This window comes from uncultured Aquimonas sp., from assembly GCF_937888285.1.
In the GTDB taxonomy this organism is placed as follows: Bacteria; Pseudomonadota; Gammaproteobacteria; order Xanthomonadales; family Xanthomonadaceae; genus Aquimonas.
The window spans coordinates 38790-55132 of record NZ_CALART010000023.1; the positions used below are offsets into that span (position 1 = coordinate 38790).

21 protein-coding genes are annotated in these 16343 nt (G+C 69.8%); 6 read left to right on the forward strand and 15 right to left on the reverse strand.

Features of this window, described 5'->3' with window-relative positions; translation table 11 throughout:
* The first annotated feature begins 4 nt into the window (after positions 1-4).
* Complete coding sequence (locus Q0654_RS06625; RefSeq protein WP_298851797.1) at positions 5-274, forward strand: DUF2007 domain-containing protein; 270 nt, start codon at positions 5-7, stop codon at positions 272-274.
* A gap of 7 nt (positions 275-281) precedes the next feature.
* Here the strand turns inward: Q0654_RS06625 and Q0654_RS06630 are convergent, their stop codons facing one another.
* Positions 282-1136: a DUF6159 family protein gene (locus Q0654_RS06630; RefSeq protein WP_298851799.1), complete on the reverse strand. Its 855-nt coding sequence runs from the start codon at positions 1134-1136 to the stop codon at positions 282-284.
* Between the two features lie 100 nt (positions 1137-1236).
* Complete coding sequence (locus Q0654_RS06635; RefSeq protein WP_298851802.1) at positions 1237-2049, reverse strand: ferredoxin--NADP reductase; 813 nt, start codon at positions 2047-2049, stop codon at positions 1237-1239.
* A gap of 304 nt (positions 2050-2353) precedes the next feature.
* On the opposite strand from Q0654_RS06635, the gene Q0654_RS06640 reads away from it, so the two are divergent.
* From Q0654_RS06640 to Q0654_RS06655, 4 genes are all read left to right on the forward strand, one after another.
* Positions 2354-3109, forward strand: a complete 756-nt coding sequence (locus tag Q0654_RS06640; protein ID WP_298851804.1) for a DUF6491 family protein — start codon at positions 2354-2356, stop codon at positions 3107-3109.
* Positions 3109-3846, forward strand: a complete 738-nt coding sequence (locus Q0654_RS06645; protein WP_298851806.1) for a hypothetical protein — start codon at positions 3109-3111, stop codon at positions 3844-3846. The genes Q0654_RS06640 and Q0654_RS06645 overlap by 1 nt, the downstream gene beginning before the upstream one ends.
* A 76-nt stretch (positions 3847-3922) precedes the next feature.
* A complete protein-coding gene (locus Q0654_RS06650; RefSeq protein ID WP_298851809.1) occupies positions 3923-4822 on the forward strand; it encodes a dienelactone hydrolase family protein in 900 nt (299 codons plus the stop codon).
* 61 nt (positions 4823-4883) lie between these two features.
* On the forward strand, positions 4884-5228 hold the full coding sequence (locus tag Q0654_RS06655; protein ID WP_298851810.1) for a zinc ribbon domain-containing protein YjdM: 345 nt from the start codon (positions 4884-4886) through the stop codon (positions 5226-5228).
* Here Q0654_RS06655 and Q0654_RS06660 read toward each other — a convergent pair.
* Together Q0654_RS06660 and Q0654_RS06665 are read right to left on the reverse strand one after the other, a co-directional pair.
* Positions 5210-5626, reverse strand: coding sequence for a hypothetical protein (locus Q0654_RS06660; RefSeq protein ID WP_298851812.1), 417 nt, complete (start codon positions 5624-5626; stop codon positions 5210-5212). The two genes, Q0654_RS06655 and Q0654_RS06660, sit on opposite strands and share 19 nt — an antisense overlap.
* Positions 5627-6046: a hypothetical protein gene (locus tag Q0654_RS06665; protein WP_298851814.1), complete on the reverse strand. Its 420-nt coding sequence runs from the start codon at positions 6044-6046 to the stop codon at positions 5627-5629.
* On the opposite strand from Q0654_RS06665, the gene Q0654_RS06670 reads away from it, so the two are divergent.
* Positions 6045-6992, forward strand: coding sequence for a helix-turn-helix transcriptional regulator (locus Q0654_RS06670; protein WP_298851816.1), 948 nt, complete (start codon positions 6045-6047; stop codon positions 6990-6992). The genes Q0654_RS06665 and Q0654_RS06670 overlap by 2 nt on opposite strands.
* Positions 6993-7195: 203 nt before the next feature.
* On the opposite strand, the gene sugE is transcribed toward Q0654_RS06670, so the two are convergent.
* The 11 genes from sugE to Q0654_RS06725 form a co-directional block, all read right to left on the reverse strand.
* Positions 7196-7516, reverse strand: a complete 321-nt coding sequence (sugE, locus tag Q0654_RS06675) for a quaternary ammonium compound efflux SMR transporter SugE (RefSeq protein WP_298851817.1) — start codon at positions 7514-7516, stop codon at positions 7196-7198.
* 188 nt (positions 7517-7704) lie between these two features.
* Complete coding sequence (locus Q0654_RS06680) at positions 7705-7959, reverse strand: hypothetical protein (RefSeq protein ID WP_298851819.1); 255 nt, start codon at positions 7957-7959, stop codon at positions 7705-7707.
* A 67-nt stretch (positions 7960-8026) separates the two neighbouring features.
* Complete coding sequence (locus tag Q0654_RS06685; protein WP_298851821.1) at positions 8027-8536, reverse strand: hypothetical protein; 510 nt, start codon at positions 8534-8536, stop codon at positions 8027-8029.
* A gap of 8 nt (positions 8537-8544) precedes the next feature.
* Complete coding sequence (locus tag Q0654_RS06690; RefSeq protein WP_298851940.1) at positions 8545-9417, reverse strand: methylglyoxal synthase; 873 nt, start codon at positions 9415-9417, stop codon at positions 8545-8547.
* A 100-nt stretch (positions 9418-9517) separates the two neighbouring features.
* Positions 9518-10672, reverse strand: a complete 1155-nt coding sequence (locus Q0654_RS06695) for a hypothetical protein (RefSeq protein WP_298851823.1) — start codon at positions 10670-10672, stop codon at positions 9518-9520.
* Positions 10673-10780: 108 nt separating this feature from the next.
* Positions 10781-11905 (reverse strand): hypothetical protein, encoded by a 1125-nt coding sequence (locus Q0654_RS06700; protein WP_298851825.1) that lies wholly within the window; start codon positions 11903-11905, stop codon positions 10781-10783.
* 317 nt (positions 11906-12222) lie between these two features.
* A complete protein-coding gene (rsxB, locus tag Q0654_RS06705; protein WP_298851827.1) occupies positions 12223-12759 on the reverse strand; it encodes an electron transport complex subunit RsxB in 537 nt (178 codons plus the stop codon).
* 7 nt (positions 12760-12766) lie between these two features.
* Complete coding sequence (locus Q0654_RS06710; RefSeq protein ID WP_298851829.1) at positions 12767-14164, reverse strand: C13 family peptidase; 1398 nt, start codon at positions 14162-14164, stop codon at positions 12767-12769.
* Positions 14161-14868: an acireductone synthase gene (gene mtnC / locus Q0654_RS06715; RefSeq protein WP_298851831.1), complete on the reverse strand. Its 708-nt coding sequence runs from the start codon at positions 14866-14868 to the stop codon at positions 14161-14163. Before mtnC ends, Q0654_RS06710 begins: the two co-directional genes overlap by 4 nt.
* A 5-nt stretch (positions 14869-14873) precedes the next feature.
* A complete protein-coding gene (locus Q0654_RS06720; protein ID WP_298851834.1) occupies positions 14874-15428 on the reverse strand; it encodes an acireductone dioxygenase in 555 nt (184 codons plus the stop codon).
* Entirely contained in the window at positions 15425-16063 is a 639-nt protein-coding gene (locus Q0654_RS06725) for a methylthioribulose 1-phosphate dehydratase (protein WP_298851837.1), read from the reverse strand. Before Q0654_RS06725 ends, Q0654_RS06720 begins: the two co-directional genes overlap by 4 nt.
* Positions 16064-16343 lie beyond the last annotated feature (280 nt).

The following is a 16343-nucleotide window of genomic DNA, read 5'->3' on the forward strand; positions in this document are numbered from 1 at the left end:
ACCCATGCGCAAAGTCTACGAGGCCCACAGCTACATCGACGCGCAGATCGCCCGCGGCTGGCTGGAGGCAGCGGGCATTCCGACGCTGGTGGCCGGCGAGCACCTCGGTGGCGCCATGGGCGAGCTGCCGGTGTTCGGGCTGCACAGCCTGTGGGTCGGTGACGACAACGCGCAGGAGGCGCTGGACGTGCTGGCGGAGCTTGCGGCCCAGCGCGAGGACGTCCGGACGGACGAGGACCTCGACGCGCTCGGCGACGAGATCCTGCCCGCCTGAGGCGTGATCAAGGCTTGGGTGCGAAAGCCCGGCCCAGCAGGGCGCCGTCGAAGCCCTCGCTTTCGCCCTCGCCGCTCGCGTAGCGGTACAGCGCCGCCGAATAGATGCCGGACAGCGCGGCCTGGATCAGCGCGCCCAGCACCAGGGCGATGACCAGCGCCGCGACCGCCAGACCGATCAGCACCACGCTCTTGCTCATCGCGGCTGCGACGATCAGCGCCACGCCCAGCAGCAGCACCGCGAAGTTGATCAGGCCGAAAACCAGGCCGATACCGCCCTGGCCGATCACGTTCTCGCCCCAGGTGCGCTTGAGCAGCACCGCGCTTTCCTTCACCGCCTCGAGCGGGCCGACATCGCGGCTGACCAGCACCGGCACGACAAGAAAACTGGCCACGGTCCAGGCTGCGCCAAGCAGGCCGGCGATCCAGCGGCCGATCCAGCCTGCGCGCTCCTGGATGGCGCGCAGGATCATGCCGACGGTGGCGGCGATCAGCGCATAGCCGAAGATCACGCCGAGCTTGCCGCCGGCGATGCGCAGGCCGTCGCTGACGGTCGGGTCACCGCCCTGCAGGCGGATCATCGCCGCGCCCACCAGCGCGGTGTTGAAGAAGAAGATCACGAAGTACTGGGCCAGGTAGAACAGAAAGGCCAGCACGTAGGCCAGCGGCGGCAGGCCCTCCTCGCCCATGCGATCGAGGCCGTCGAGCGCGCCCAGGCCCAGCGCCGGCAGGATGAAAGCCGCCGCCACCAGCAGGGTGGCGATCGAGGACAGCAGCGGGAACAGCAGCAGCTCCTTGTCCTGCTTCAGGACCGAAGCGCTGGCCTTGATCAGCGACCAGCTGCGCGCGAAACGTTCGAACATGGCGACACCCCCGAAAGCGCGAGCGCCCACCGTGGGCGCCGCGTGAAGACGAAGTATGCGTCGATTCGTGACGGCCGCGAACGCCGCTTCTGCCGCAGCTCTACTTGTCGACGAAGGCGCGCTCGAAGACGTAGTGGCCCGGCGTGCCGATGCGTGGGCTGACCTCGAAGCCGCGCGCATCCAGCAGGCGGCGGAAGTCGGCCAGCATGGCCGGGCTGCCGCAGATCATCGCGCGGTCCTGCGCGGGGTCGAGGGCATCGAGGCCGAGATCGCGCATCATCTGGCCCGAATCCATCAGGTCGGTGATGCGGCCGTGGTGGACGAAGGGCTCGCGGCTCACCGCCGGGTAGTACAGCAGCGTGTTCCGAACCATCTCGCCGAGATACTCGTGCTGCTGCAGTTCGCGGCTCAGGAAATCGCGGTAGGCGAGGTCATGCTCCTCGCGCACGCCGTGGGCCACGATCACCCGCTCGTAGCGCTCGTAGGTCTCGGGGTCGCGGATGATCGCGAGGAAGGGCGCAAGGCCGGTGCCGGTGGCCAACAGGTAGAGATTGCGGCCGGGCTTGACGTCCGAGATCAGCAGAGTGCCCGTAGGCTTCTTGCTGATCAGCAGCTCGTCGCCCGGCTGGATGTGCTGCAGGCGCGAGGTCAGCGCGCCGTCGGCGACCTTGATGCTCAGGAACTCCAGCTGCTCTTCCCAATTCGGGCTGCAGATCGAGTACGCGCGCAGCAGCGGCTTGCCCTCGACCATCAGGCCCAGCATCACGAACTGGCCGTTCTCGAAGCGCAGGCCCTCATCGCGGGTGCAGCGGATCGTGAAGTACTGGTCGGTCCAGTGGTGGACCTCGCGGACGGTTTCGATGCGGTAGGGCTTGTCGGCTTGCGTGCTGAGCGGCTGGACGGCGGCAGTCATTCGATTCGTGATCCGCGCGGCCAGCCGCGCGAGTCCTGGGGGTCGCGGGCAGCAGCGCATGGGGGGAGGGGAGGGCCTCGACGCGGAGGCGATTCTGCGCGGCATTATCGCCTGTCATCTTGAGGGGACTCAAAGTCGGTGCCTGCGCCTGCCGCTCGACGAGTGGCGCTGGACGCACTGAGCCTGAACGCCGACTGTCCGATGCGTCCGTCTCCGACCTGTATGGGGGCTTGCCGGTCCGGCCTGCGGCCGGCAGAGTCGGGTTCGGCTTTTCTGGCCGACCTATACCTCTCTGGAGTCCACCATGACCGCGCCTGTTCTGAGGCTTTCGCTGCTGCTGTGCTGCGCGCTCACCGCCGGGATGACGCGTGCCGAGACCGCGCGCACGGCGCCGCCTTCGCCCGACTGTCTCGATGCACGCCGGATCGACCGCGTGTATCCGGTCTCCGCCTGGCAGCTGGCGGTCGCCCAGGACGACGGCCGGCGTTTCCGCGTCGAGCTGGATCAGGCTTGCCCGGTGGTGCGCTCGGCCGAAGCCGAGCTCAGCCTGCTCTCGCAGGACGGCTGGGCCTGCGGCGGCGAGCGCGAGTATGTCGTCGATGCGCGCAGCGGCGAGGCCTGCCGCATTGCTGCGCTGGCGCCGGCCGACGAGCGCGAGTTCGCGGCCCTGCTGCGCGATGCCGGTCGTGATCGCGCCGGCCAGCTGGCGGCAGTCGAGGTGAAGGCCAGCCTGCCGCGCGCGTTCCGCGGCACCCACGACCATTGCTTCGCGGCGCGCCATGTACGCGCCTGGAGCGAGTCCGGTGAAGCGCTCGAAGTCGAGGTGTCGGCGCGCCGCTCCGGCGGCAATACGCGCTATCGCGTCGAGCTTGGCGAAGTCTGCCCCGACCTGGGTCGCGCGATCAGCGTGGGCTTCCGTTCGGGCACCGACAACGGCGTGATCTGCGGCAATGTGGGCGATCGCGTCGAGCTCATGGATGTCGGCCTGATTCCAGTGTCGCCGCTGGGCTCGCGCTGCTCGATCCGTGAGGTCTTTCCGATCGCGCAGGCGGCCCGCTGATGCGCCGCGCGTTTCTCGCGCTGGCCTGCGCGCTGGCCTGCAGCGCTGTTGAGGCGCGCTCGCCGGCACCCGCACCGGACTGCCTGGACGCGCGTCGGGTCGAGACCTTCCACGCGCCCTCGGCCTGGCAGCTGGCGGTGGCACTGTCGAACGGCCAGCGTTTCCGGGTCGAGCTGGCCGAGGCCTGCGAGGCGGTGCTCCAGGCCGAGGCGCAGCCCAGCCTGCTGGCCCGCGAAGGCTGGGCCTGCGGCGAGGGCGCCTTCGTGCAGGTGCAGCCCTCCGGCCAGACCTGCGCGATCGCGGCGCTTGCCCCGGTCGATGGCCGTGAGTTCGCGCGGCTGGCGCGCGAGGCCTCCTCTCGCACCCTGGCCACGGTGGAAGTGAAGGGCGGCGCGCGCCCCGGATTCGGCGGCAGCGCCGACTTCTGCTTCGCCTCGCGCCACCTGCGCGGTTGGAACGAAGCGGACGGCGGTCTGGTGGTCGAGACCTCGGCGCGGCGCGGTGGCGGCCGCACCCGCTACCGCGTCGAGCTCGACGGCAGCTGCCCCGATCTGGGGCGCTTCCAGAACATCGATTTCGCCTCCGGGGCCAACAACGGTCTGATCTGCGGCAATACCGGCGACACCGTGGTCATCCTCCCGGCGGACCGTGCAGATCTCGGCGGCATGGCCGCCAGCCGCCTCGGCAGCCGTTGTCCGATCCGCGAGGTGTATCCGCTGTCGAACAGCCCGGGCTGAGAGGCAAGCAACCGGTTCACGCGATCGCGATGCCCGCGCCACCAGCCTTGGCGGCCATTCATTCCGGGAGTCAGCCATGAGCATGCCGCGCCGCCTCGACCAGCACGATTTCCACCCCGAAGTGCTGCGTCTGTTCGACCAGTTCGTGCACGGCGCCATCGACCGCCGCGCTTTTCTCGCAGGCGCAGGTCGCTATGCCGCGGGTGCTGCGGGTGCGGCGGGCCTGCTGGCGGCGCTCAGCCCGCAGTTCGCCGCGGCCCAGCAGGTGGCCGCGGACGACGCGCGGCTGCGCGCGGAGTACCGCGAGTTCGACTCGCCGCAGGGCCATGGCAAGGGGCGCGGCTACCTCGCCCAGCCAGCCGAGCCCACGGGCCCACTGCCCAGCGTGCTGGTGGTGCACGAGAACCGCGGCCTGAATCCGCATATCGAAGACGTCGCGCGTCGTCTGGCGCTCGCCGGCTATCGCGCCTTCGCGCCCGACGCGCTCTTCACCCTCGGCGGCTATCCCGGCGACGAGGACTCTGCGCGCGCGCTGTTTCCCCAGCTCGACCAGGCCAAGTGCCGTGAGGACTTCGTCGCAGCCTCGCGCTGGCTGCTGGCGCTCGAAGGCGGCAACGGCCGGCTCGGCGCTACCGGCTTCTGCTACGGCGGTGCGATCGTCAACCTGCTGGCCACGCGTCTGCCCGAGCTTGCTGCCGCTGCCCCCTACTACGGCGGCGCCGCGCCGCTGGAGGGCGTGCCGGACATCAAGGCCGAGCTGCTGGTGGTGCTCGCTGCCGACGATGAGCGGGTCAACGCGACCTGGCCGCCCTATGAGGCCGCGCTGACCGCTGCCGGCACGCGCTTTGCGCTGTTCCAGCCCGAGGGCACCCTGCACGGGTTCCACAACGACACCACGCCGCGCTACAGCGAAGCCGCCGCGCGCGAGGCCTGGGCGAAGACTCTCGCCTTGTTCGAGCGCGCCCTGCGCGGCTGAGGGCACTCGGGCAGAGGTGGATGGGGTCGTATACTTTCACGCCCCCTCCACGGTCGCCCCCATGCCCGATTCGATCCCGTCCTGTCCGCAGTGCGGCTCCGAGAACACCTATCCGGATGGCGAGCAGTGGATCTGTCCTGACTGCGCCCACGAGTGGTCGCAGGCCGCGGGCGTCGAGGAAGACGAAACCGACGAACGCGTGGTGGTCGATGCCAACGGCACGCCGCTGGCCGATGGCGACTCGGTGGTACTGATCAAGGACCTCAAGGTCAAGGGCAGCTCGACCGTGCTCAAAGTCGGCAGCAAGGTGAAGAGCATCCGCCTGGTCGGTGGCGACCACGAGGTCGACTGCCGCATGGACGCCGGCAACTTCATGCTCAAGGCCTGCTACCTGCGCAAGGCCTGACCGACCCTGGGCGCTGCAGCGCTCAGACCGATCGCCAGCAGGGCGATCGACACGACATCGAACAGCAGCACCCGCTGCAGGGCGGGCGTGAGCGGCCAGTGCTGAAGACACAGCAGGGCGAAGGCGATGTCGCTGGCCAGCAGCAGGGCGCAGCCCGCGCGCAGCGAGCCGCGTCCGTTCAGCGCGAAGGCCAGCGGCAGGCTGAGCAGGGCGAACAGCAGGGCGCGGTGCTGCAGCAGCAGTTCCACGGCGGGTTCGATGCTCGCCTCCAGCGCATACAGTGCCTTCAGTGAGCCGGCGCCCAGCAGGCCCGGCAGCGGCAGCCAGTGGATCGCGATCGCGACCCACAGGCCCGCGCGGATCCACGGGCTGCCGAAACCGGACTGCGCGCGCCGCATTCAGGCGATCGCCGCGGCGGCGGCGCCGATCCGCTCGCTGCGCTGCAGGCCCAACCACTGCAGCCCGGCGAACACCAGCACGCCCAGCGCCTGCGCGACCAGCAGGGTCCAGCCCAGCGCATTCGGCGCGATCCAGCCGAAGGCCGGCAGCACCAGGCTGGCCGCCGCCCATTCGACGTTGACGGCGATGGCGAGCCAGACGCTCCAGGCCGGCAGCCGCGCCTGGCCGCCCATCCAGCCGGTCAAGGCGGCCCAGCCGAACATGAAGGCGGCGATCAGGATCATCTGTTCGCGGCTGAAGCCGAGGGCGACGCTCAGCGGCACCAGCAGCAGGGGCACCGCCGCCGCGGCAGCCAGGCTGAGGATGGCGTCGAGTCGCAGGCCCAGGCGCAGCAGGGGTGAGGGAAGCACGGTGTTCATGGCGGATCTCCTTGGGTTGGGGGCTGACTGCGCCTGCAGCTTCGGCCCGCGCCTGTCGGCGGTCGATTACCTTCGAGGTAATGCCCTGGCCGCGCTGGCGCGGGTAGCATCCGCCGCCATGGACAGCCCCAGATCAACCCTCACGCCCGCGTCGTCCACCGCCATCGGCGGCCTGCTGCGCGACTGGCGTCAGCGACGTCGGCTCTCGCAGCTGGAGCTCGCGCTGGAGGCGGAGATCTCGACGCGCCACCTGAGCTTCATCGAAACCGGCCGCGCCCGCCCCAGCCGCGAGCTGGTGCTGCACCTGGCCGCGCTGCTGGAGCTGCCGCTGCGCGAGCGCAACCGCTGGCTGCTGTCGGCGGGTTTTGCGCCGGCTTACGCCGAGGCCACGCTCGACAGCCCGGCGCTCGCTGCCGCGCGCGAGGCGGTGCAGCGGGTGATCGATCTGCACGCGCCGTTTCCTGCCGTCGCCGTGGATCGGCACTGGAACCTGCAGCTGGCCAACGCCAGTGCGCAGGCGCTGCTGGGCGCGGTCGCGCCCGAGCTGCTGCAGCCGCAGGCCAATGTGCTGCGCATCAGCCTGCATCCGCACGGGCTGGCGCCGCAGATCGTCAACCTGAAGCAGTGGCGTGGGCATCTGCTGGCGCGCCTGCGCCGCCAGGTCCACGAGAGCAGCGATGCCGTGCTGGCCAGCCTGCTGGCCGAGCTGTCGACCTACCCGAGCCTGCCGCACGAGGCCGAGCATCACGACATCCCGGAGTCGCCGACGCCCGATGTGCTGATGCTGTTCCGCCTGCGCAGTCCGTTGGGCGAGCTCGCCCTGTTCAGCACCATCACGGTGTTCGGGACACCGGCCGACGTCACCCTGTCCGAGCTCGCGCTGGAGTGCTTCTATCCGGCGGATGCCGCGACCGCGGAGCGGCTGCGCGCGCTCGCGAAGCCTTGAGGTCCACACGGGTCCAGTCCCGCCTGGCCTTGGTCGGTCGTCGCGTGTCTGGCACAGGTCCGGACGCGTTCGGCCGCAACGCGGCGACGCCTGCGCTTCGCTCGGTCACGCCGGATCAGGCGTCGCGTGCTCGATCCGTGGGCGCGCCATCCATGGCGCGCGGCGGCGCTGAATTTTGCAGCGTTGCCTGGCGCTGACGCGCCTCAGCCGCTGCTGGCGAGCTTCAACCCGGCGATGCCGGCGACCACCAGCACCAGGCTGATCGCCTTCAGCGTCGACATCGGCTCGTCGAACAGCAGCACGCCGGCCAGCGCCGTGCCGATCGCACCGATCCCGACCCACACGGCATAGGCCGTGCCCAGCGGCAGCGTGCGCAGGGCCAGGCTCAGGAGATAGAAGCTGGCGGCCATGGCGGCGAGGGTGAGCGCAGTCGGCGCCGGGCGGGTGAAGCCCTCGGTGTACTTCAGGCCGATGGCCCAGAGGATTTCCAGCACACCTGCGAGGAACAGCAAGATCCAGCTCATGGGTGACTCCCAGTGGCAGGGTCGTCCCCGCGAAACGGTGGCAGTGCCGCCGAGGTCGTCCCCGGCGCAGGCAGCGTGTCGCTGCGGCGGCGAGTCTAGCGCTGCAGACACATCGCCGGCTGGCTGCTGTTTGAACGTCGGTTCGCGTGTGCGCCGAGCCTGTTTCCCAGTCCGGGCCGCCGCAGCGGCTATTTGCCCGGCCGCAGCGGGAGGGCCGAGACCGCCAGCAGAAGCAGACCGATGGGCAGGCAGGCGAAACCGTAGAGGCGCACCGTGCTTGCACTCACCTCCTGGCGGCCGAACGCCTGAGCGGACTTCGGCACCTTCCAGTTGCCGGCGTGATGCACCACGATCGCGCGCGGGAAGGCGATCAGCGACACCCCGCCGATCAGCAGGACCAGCGCCAGGACCACGCCCACCAGGCTGACATGAGGTCGGTTCATACGGGCTTCGTTCCGGGATCTGGTCCTGCGGATGCCTCAGGCGGCCTTGTGTGACCGAATGCGCTTGCTACTCACGCAGCCAGCGCCGCATCCGCGGGTAGGGCTCGGCGCCGAGCTGCTTGGCCTCGGCCACTCCATGGGCCATGCCGGCTTGCATCAGGCCGTGCAGGCCGGGATACACGCCCAGCGAGAAGGTCATCGCCAGCGCCGCGCCGCGGCCGTGGTAGCCGCCCTCGTGGAAAAGCAGATCGGCCGGCAGGCTCAGCGCGCAGCAGGCCGCATAGGCCCAGGCGGTGGCTTCCGCCTCGCCGGCATGGGCCGCCTGCTCGCTGCCATGCAGATCGCCGGACTGCAGCGCGCGCAGTGCAGCGGGCAGCACCGCCAGATGTCCGGCTTCGTGCAGCAGGTCGCCGGGCCAGCGCAGGCGGGCGCGGTCGACCCGCAGGGCGCCGTCACGGATTTCGATGCCCGGAAGAAAGCAGGCGTCACCGAGCTCGGCGTACTGCACCTTGAGGCCGATCGCGCGCAGGAAATCGACGATGGCGGCGGTGGGCTCGTCGGCCGTTGAGTGGTCCAAGCTGGCACTCATTCGCCCGCGCGCCGATAGACGGCCGCACACCAGCGCTCGGCCACCGCCGGCGAGGTCACGCAAACCGCGCGCTCCGAGGCGACGCGCACCGCCCGTTCGAGCAGCTGGATATCGGCCTCGTGCTGGCGGGCGACGTGCGGGTCCTCGAAGAACACCACGCGCTGGCAGCGGTCGGCCAACACCAGCTCGGCGATTTGTGCGTCCCCGCCCAGCGGGCCGCTCTGGTAGCGGTCGACGAAGTCGCGCTCGCGCGGCCAGCCCTTCGACCAGGCGAGTTCGTTCAGGCGCCCTCCGGTGGTGCCGGTGGCGATGCGGCGGGCGAAGCGCGCCAGCAGGTCGAAGTGCCGACCGGCAAACTCCACCATGGCCTGCTTGCGCGAGTCATGCGCGATCAGGGCCACGGTCTGCTGTTCGAAGGCGAACAGCGGGTCGGCGTCTGCGGTGGCGCCAAGGCCCGCCAGCACGCGCTCGACCTCAATCCACTCGACGGCCCCCGCGAGTGTTGAAACAAAAGGCTTGTCGTGGGTCACGCACTGGCGCTTCAGCGCCTGCGCCTCGGGATAGATGGAGGACGGATCGACCGGATCCATCAGATAGATCGCTCCATCGAGCGCCGGCGCGATCTCGGTGCCGCCGGCGATGCCCGAGACCAGCTTCATCAGCCCACCCTCGCGGCCCATTGGATAGCGCACCAGGCCCGGGTGATCCGGCAGGGCGCGCCGCGACTCGATCACGTCGAAGGTGCGGCCGACTGCATGCAGACCGAGCTCCAGCGCGCGGATACCCGGGCCCGAGCGGCGCAGCCAGCGGAACAGCAAGGCATCCGGGCCTTCGTGGTGGCGACGGTTGGCGGCGAGGCCGAAGCGCAGGGGCATGGCGATCACGGTGCGGCGATGGGCGATGGCGCCACGTTAGCGGATGCAGGCTGCGCCGGTGCGGGCCTGCATCCGTATTCAGCGGCGCGCCCGCCTAGCGCCGACCGACCAGGCCGAAGCCGGTGGGGCCGTTGTCGCCGACCAGCACCAGGCGCTCGATACCGTCACCGCGCTGCACCCAGGCGCGGCCGGTGAAGGGCGCTTGCGAGGGGTGTTCGCTGTCGCGCAGTTCGAAGCCGAGGAAGTGGTTCGACTCTGCAAGCTGAATCAGTTCGCCCGTGAGGCGGCAGGGACCAGGCTCGGCCCCGCCAAGAAACCGCAGGCAAACACTCCCTTCAGCAGTAAGTTCCAGCCGGGCGTGATGGTCGATGATCTGCCCGCCCATCCGCACTTCCCAGGCGCCGCCAACGCGCTGCGTCGACACAGGGGATACGAACTCCTGCGGGCTCGGCGTCAGCGACAGCTGGAAGCTGCGCCCGTTTTGCGTGCGCAGCCGGAAGGCGCCCCCGCCGGCGCTGAACGTGCCCTCCAGCTCGGTAGGGACCAGCCCGTTCGGATGGCCGTAGGTCCAGTTGCTCCCGTATCGCGAGAACTGAAGCGCCGAGTCGTTGGAGTATGTCGCGCGGGTCACCCAACCGACGTGCCCGACGAAACTTGGGCCCGGCACTGAGTCCTCGGTGCCGCCGAGCGCTGTCAGCACCCGCAGCTCACCGCGCTCGTCGACGCTGGCGAAGGCAGCTGCAGGAGTGCTGGCGGGGAACTGGAGCTCAACGCCCGACAGTAGAGCAGGCGTGGACGCTTGGTCGGGCAGTTCGCAGTCGAGACCGCTGATCCGGGTGAGCCTTCGGATAGGCGTGCTGCCGCTGCCCATGCCCGCCCAATTGCTGCGCCATCGCAGAAGCGCGTGCTCGCAGCTGATCAGCTCGATGCTCACCGTGCCCCAGGTGCCTCGCCTGAGGTCGCGCGGCTGGAAGCTGCCGAAGCGCATGCCGCGATTCACGTAGGCCGTGGCCTCGATGCGGCGACCCTCGATGCGACCGTCGAGATATAGGTGAAGGGGATTGCCTTCCATGTCGTAGACGAACCAGAAGGCCAGCGCGCGCTGCTCATCGAGGATCTGGATCGACAGGCCGTGGCCGCTCTGCTCGGGGTTGTACCAGGCTCCGCTGATGCCGGGTGGCAGCTGGGCAAATGCCGGCGTGAACAACAGCAGCGTGAGCAGCGGAAGCCGGGAGAAGAATGTCTTCATGGGACTCGTTCCTTTGCAGGGAGGTCGCGCGCTTGGCGTCCGGGCAAACGCCGACGAACGCGCGCGGCGGCAAGACACCCGGGCGCACCGGGTCAGTGCGCTGCTGCCTCAGCGATGGCCGACCAGGCCAATGCCCGTCGGACCGTTGTCACCGACGAGGACGATACGCAGCGAATCGCCTTCGCCCTGCAGCCAGCCACGACCCACGAAGGGCAGGTCAGAGCGCGTGGTGTCGCTCAGGCTGAACTCGAAGAAGCCGGCGCTGCCGGTGCGCAGCGAGACCGTGCCGCGGTAGCGGCAGTCCGAGCCGAGATCGAAGCAGAGGCTGCCGTCGGCACCGATGCGCAGCCCCACCGGCAGGTTGAAGAACTGCGTGCGCGTGACCACCCGCCAGTTCTGGGCCAGAGACGCGAGCGTCAGCGGCTGCGACAGCGGCGACGCAGACGGCGCGAGCTGCCAGCGCTCACTGGAGCCGTTGTCGAGCTGCAGAGCCAGCACGCCGCCGTCGGCTCCGATCTGCCAGTCGGCCGATGACACCGCGGACGGCGCATTGAGCCAGGGCGCCATCGAGTAGCGGCTCAGCTCGACGGTCGAGTCCTCGCGTGGCCGGGCCTTGATCAGCGCCCCCGGGAATCCGACGTAACCGGTCACGGGAATGGCGTCCGGGTGAAAGGTGCTGACGGTCTCCAGCGCCCACAGCCGACCCTGCTCATCGCGTGCGGCATAGCCCCGGCCGTCGGGATAGACGTCGCGATCGATGGTCAGGGCATAGGCAGTCGGAGGATTCGCGTCGAACTCGCAGTCCAGCCCCGCGATGCGCGTCAGCCGGCGGATCTCGCTGCTGCCGCTGTCGTAGCCCGGCACGTCGCTGTCCCACTGCAGCAGGCCGCGATCGCAGCTGCTGAAGTCGAGCGCGACTTCACCCCAGACGGGCATGTCCAGATCCTCGCGGCGGAAGCTGCCGAAGCGCATGCCGCGGGGCGCGTAGGCGGTGGCCTCGATGCGCCGGCCCTCGATGCGCCCGTCGAGGTAGAGGTGCACCGGATTGCCAAGCGGGTCGTAGACGTACCAGAAGGCGAGCGCGCGCGCGTCATCAAGGATCTCCACCGACAGGCCGTGGCCGCTCTGTTCGGGGTTGTACCAGGCGCCGCTGATGCCGGGCGGCAGCTGGGCCGAGGCGAGCGCAGGAAGCAGCAAGGCAAGGCAGGCGATGCGGCAAGGCAGAGATTTCATGAAGTGCACTCCGGCAGTGCGATGGAAGGAAGCAGCAGGTAAGGCAGCAGCGGCACCGTCTGCCTGTCTGTGCAGGCTCGACGACGTGCCTTCAAAGGGCGCAGCACAGGCTGCCCGTTCAGGATGCCAAAGCGTCGGCGTCAGCACTGTTGCCTGACTGTAGGTGCGTTGTAGCAGCCTTGGCGCGAGCCGGCCCAGTGGCCCGGTGGACGCACCCAAGGCCTGCGGAGCGCAGTCGGCGGCGCCGCGACGTCCAGCTGAGGGCCACAGTCGGCCAAGGCCTGCATCAGCGCCCGTCAGCGCGTCCTCGACGGGCCTCAGGTGCTGAGCGTGAGCGGGATGCTCCGCCACGCCGGCTTCGGCGCTTCCACCGGCCGCATCTCGATGCAGTCGACCGGGCAGGGCGGCAGGCAGAGGTCGCAGCCGGTGCACAGCTCGGCGATCACCGTGTGCATGCGCTTGGGCGCGCCGACGATGGCGTCGACCGGGCAGGCCTGGATGCATTTGACGCAGCCGATGCACAGCTCTTCGAGGATGAAGGCCACCCGCGGCGGCTGCTCCACGCCGTGCTCGGCGGACAGCGGCTTGGGTTCGCGGCCCAGCAGCTCAGCCAGCGCGCGCACGCCGGCTTCGCCGCCGGGCGGACACTGGTTGATGTCGGCCTCGCCGCGGGCGATGGCTTCGGCATAGGGCCGGCAGCCGGGATAGTTGCACTGGCCGCACTGGGTCTGCGGCAGCAGGGCGTTGATGCGCTCGACCACCGGGTCTTCATCGATCCGGAAGCGCTGTGCGGCCCAGCCCAGCAGGGCGCCCAGCGCCAGCGACAGCAGCACGAAGGCGACCAGTCCGCTCATGGCCCGGCTATCGCGCCGACGCCGCGCCGAGGTGGGCGCGCAGGGCCGCGCCCATGGCGATCTGCGGTTCCGAGGCTTCGAGATCCTCTTCGGCCTCGCGCTCGGCCACCTTGGCCTGTGCCAGCGCGAACGCCTGCTCCCAGTCCAGGGTTTCGTTCAGCGCTTCGATCAGCAGGGCGCGGCCGAAGTAGGTGAAGTCGGAATCGACGCCGCAGCCGAACGAGGTGCGGTCGGCGCGCGCAGCCGTGATCACCAGGGTGTGCTCGTCGGCCAGCGCCGGCAGGAAGCCGCCCGAGTAGCAGGCCGAGACGATCAGGATGCGCCAGCGGATGCCGGCCTCGTCGAGCATGCTGCGCAGGTCCTCGGGCGCGATCGGAGTGAGCGGCAGCGGCGCCATGGCCACGTGCAGGCGGTGGTCCTCGTAGCCGTGGCTGGTCATGAACAGCAGCAGCACGTCCTCGTCGAGGTCCATGCGCCGGCCCAGCTCCTTCAGCGCCAGCGCGAGGTTGGTGCGGCTGGCCAGCGGTGCCAAGTCCACCGTCTGCGGATTGTTCAGCAGGCTCAGCACCCGCGGCCCAGCGCCCAGGCGCTCTGCAAACAGCGTCGCCGCATAGTCGACTTCGTTACGGAACACGTTCTCCGCGCCGTCCGCGCCGAAGGCCAGGGCGAACAGCTCGCGCTGACCCGGTTCGCCCTTGGGAATCGTCGACAGCGCCTGCCGCAGCCGGCGCGGCTGGTCGAACATCAGGGCCTCGGGGTCGAAGTCGAACTGCGGCTGTGCGGCCTCCCATTCGGCCGCGAGCGCGGCTTCATCGGGATACCAGAACGCGGTATAGAGCGCGCCTTGGAGGGGCAGAAGGCCACCGATCGCCATCACGGCACAGGCTGCCACGTGTCGCAGCGGCTGGCGCTCAGGCACCAGCCAGCGCAGCAGGCGCCAGATCAGGGCGAAGGCGAACAGCCAGGCCAGCAGGAGCAGCAGGGCGGTGTTGCGCTGGCTGGCGGCGGCCGAGTCCTCACCCAGCAGCCAGCCGAGCCACGCATCCACGCCCTGCGGCGTCTCGACAGGCAACACGGCCAGCAGCACGCGCAGCGGCAGCAGGCCGATCAGCAGATAGCCCGCCAGTACCTGCCAGCCGCCGGGGCGGCGCAGCAGCTTGGCCGCGGCGCCCGCGAGCAGGCCGAGCAGGGCGACGCTGCCGCAGACCGCGACCAGATGCGCCCAGAACAGCGCGCGCGGCTCGGGCACGGCGTACCAGCCGGCAACCAGTTCGACCAGCAGGTGCAGGCCCAGGCCCCAGACGATCAGCCGGCCCGAAGGCGGCAGCGGACGCGAGCGCGGGCGCAGCAGCAGGCCCAGCTTCAGCCCCTGGCCCAGCCCGGCCAGACGCGCGCGGAGATTCATGCGAAGGCGGCGGGCTCGATGCCGCGGAAATCGACATGCCGCGCGTGGCCGTTCGCCGCCTCGCCCTCGCGCGGCTGCGGGTAGTCCTCGACGCGGTCGATCAGCACGGTGCGCAGGCCGGCATCGCGGGCGGCATCGAGCTCTTGGACCACGTCCGACAGGAACAGGATTTCAGCGGGTGCGAGCTGCAGGGCTTCGGCGATGCGCGTGTAGCTGGCGGCTTCGCGCTTGCCGCCGATCTCGGTGTCGAAGTGGCCAGCGAACAGGGGCAGCAGATCGCCGGCCTCGCTGTGGCCGAAGAACAGCTTCTGCGCGCCGACCGAGCCCGAGGAATAGACGTACAGCGGCAGGCCCGCGGCATGCCAGGCGCGCAGCTGATCGGCGGCATCGGCGTAGACGTGGGCGGCGAAGTCGCCGTTCTCGTAGCCGGCCTTCCAGATCATGCCCTGCAGGGCTTTCAGCGCGGTGTGCTTGCGGTCCTCGTCGATCCAGCCCTGCAGCACTTCGGTAATGCAGGCATCCGGCCCGGCCGCTCCGATCTCGGCGGCCACCGCATCGACCCAGCGCGCGACCTCCGCGTCCTTGCCGCGCGCTTTCAGGAACGCGGGCAGGGCGCGGCGCGCGTAGGGGAACAGCACGTCCTTGACGAAGGAGATCGAGCTGGTCGTGCCCTCGATGTCGGTGAGGATGGCGCGGATCGTCATGGGCTTCAGGCGGCTTCGCGCTCGAAGCGCGGGAAGCGCTCGGCGATGTCGGTGCCGGTGAAGTTCGCTACCCAGCCGGCCGGGTTGTTGAACAGTCGGATGGCGATGAAGTAGGGCTGCTCGCTCATGTCGAACCAGTGGCGGGTGTTGGCCGGCACGCTGATCAGGTCGCCGGCCTCGCACAGCACCTCGTAGACCTTGTCGGTCGGGTGCAGGGTGAACAGGCCCGAGCCGCCGACGAAGAAGCGCACCTCATCCTCGCTGTGGGTGTGCTCGTTCAGGAACTTCTGCCGCAGCGCCGCGCGGTCGGGGTGGTCCGGGTTCAGGCTGACCACGTCGACGGTCTGATAGCCGCCCTCGGCCATCAGCCGGTCGATGTCGGCGCGGTAGGCGGCGATGACCTCCTCTTGCGAGGCGCCCGGCTTGACCGGAGCAGCGGCCTCCCAGCGCTCGAAGCACACGCCGATGGCGCGCAGCTGCTCGGCAATCGCGGCGTGCTCGCTGCTCTCGAACAGCGGCGATTCGGGCTGGGCTTCGTTGAAGATGCGGATGCGGCTCATGCGTTCAGTCTCCTCAAGTCCAGCTCGCAGGCGAGCAGGAATTCCAGTGCGTCCAGATGGCGGCGGGCTTCCGCCAGGTCGCGGCCCCAGGCGTACACGCCGTGGCCGTCAATCAGGTAGCCGTACAGATTGGGCTGGTCGAGCAGCGGTTCAATCTGCGCGGCGAGCGCGTCCATGTCCTGGCTGTTCGGCAGCACCGGGATGTCGACATCCAGCTCGTGCGTGGCATTTCCGCGGAAAGCCTTGAGCAGCTCGTAGCCGGACAGGCGGATATGGCCGTCCTTGGCGAACAGGCGAGAGGCGACGGTCTGGTTGTGCGAATGCGTGTGCAGCACGCAGCCGATGTCCGGGAAGCGGCGGTAGATCTGGGTGTGCAGGCCGGTCTCGGCGGACGGGCGCAGTTCGGTCTCCACGCCGCGGCCATCGAGGTCGACCACCATGATGTCGGCAGGCGTGAGCCGACCCTTGTCGCGGCCGGACACGGTCACCGCGATCAGCTCGCCGTCGAGGCGCATCGAGAAGTTGCTGCTGGTGGCCGGCGTCCAGCCCAGCCGGGCCAGATCGGCGGCAGCGGTCATGATGTCGTTGGCGCGCTGCGGCAGGGCCGCGCGGGCGGTGTCGGTCAGGGTTTTCATGGGCGCGAAGTGTAGCCCGGCGGGGCGGGGCGGTCGCATGAAGAGCTGTGCTCAGGCGATCCGACGGGTCACAAGCCCCGACGCTAGCAAGGCGTGCAGGCAAGTGCGAATCGTTCGCGCCGCGCTTCATGTGCCCTGCATCTCGATGGCGGCATGGTGCGCCCACGCCGCGAGGACGGAATCCCGGGCAATGCGAAGCGCTAGCGACTTGACCCCAGTCAACGCGGTGCTTGGCAGCGCCGAGTAGGGTGCCGGCCCAGCTGCGCTGATCCCCAGCCAA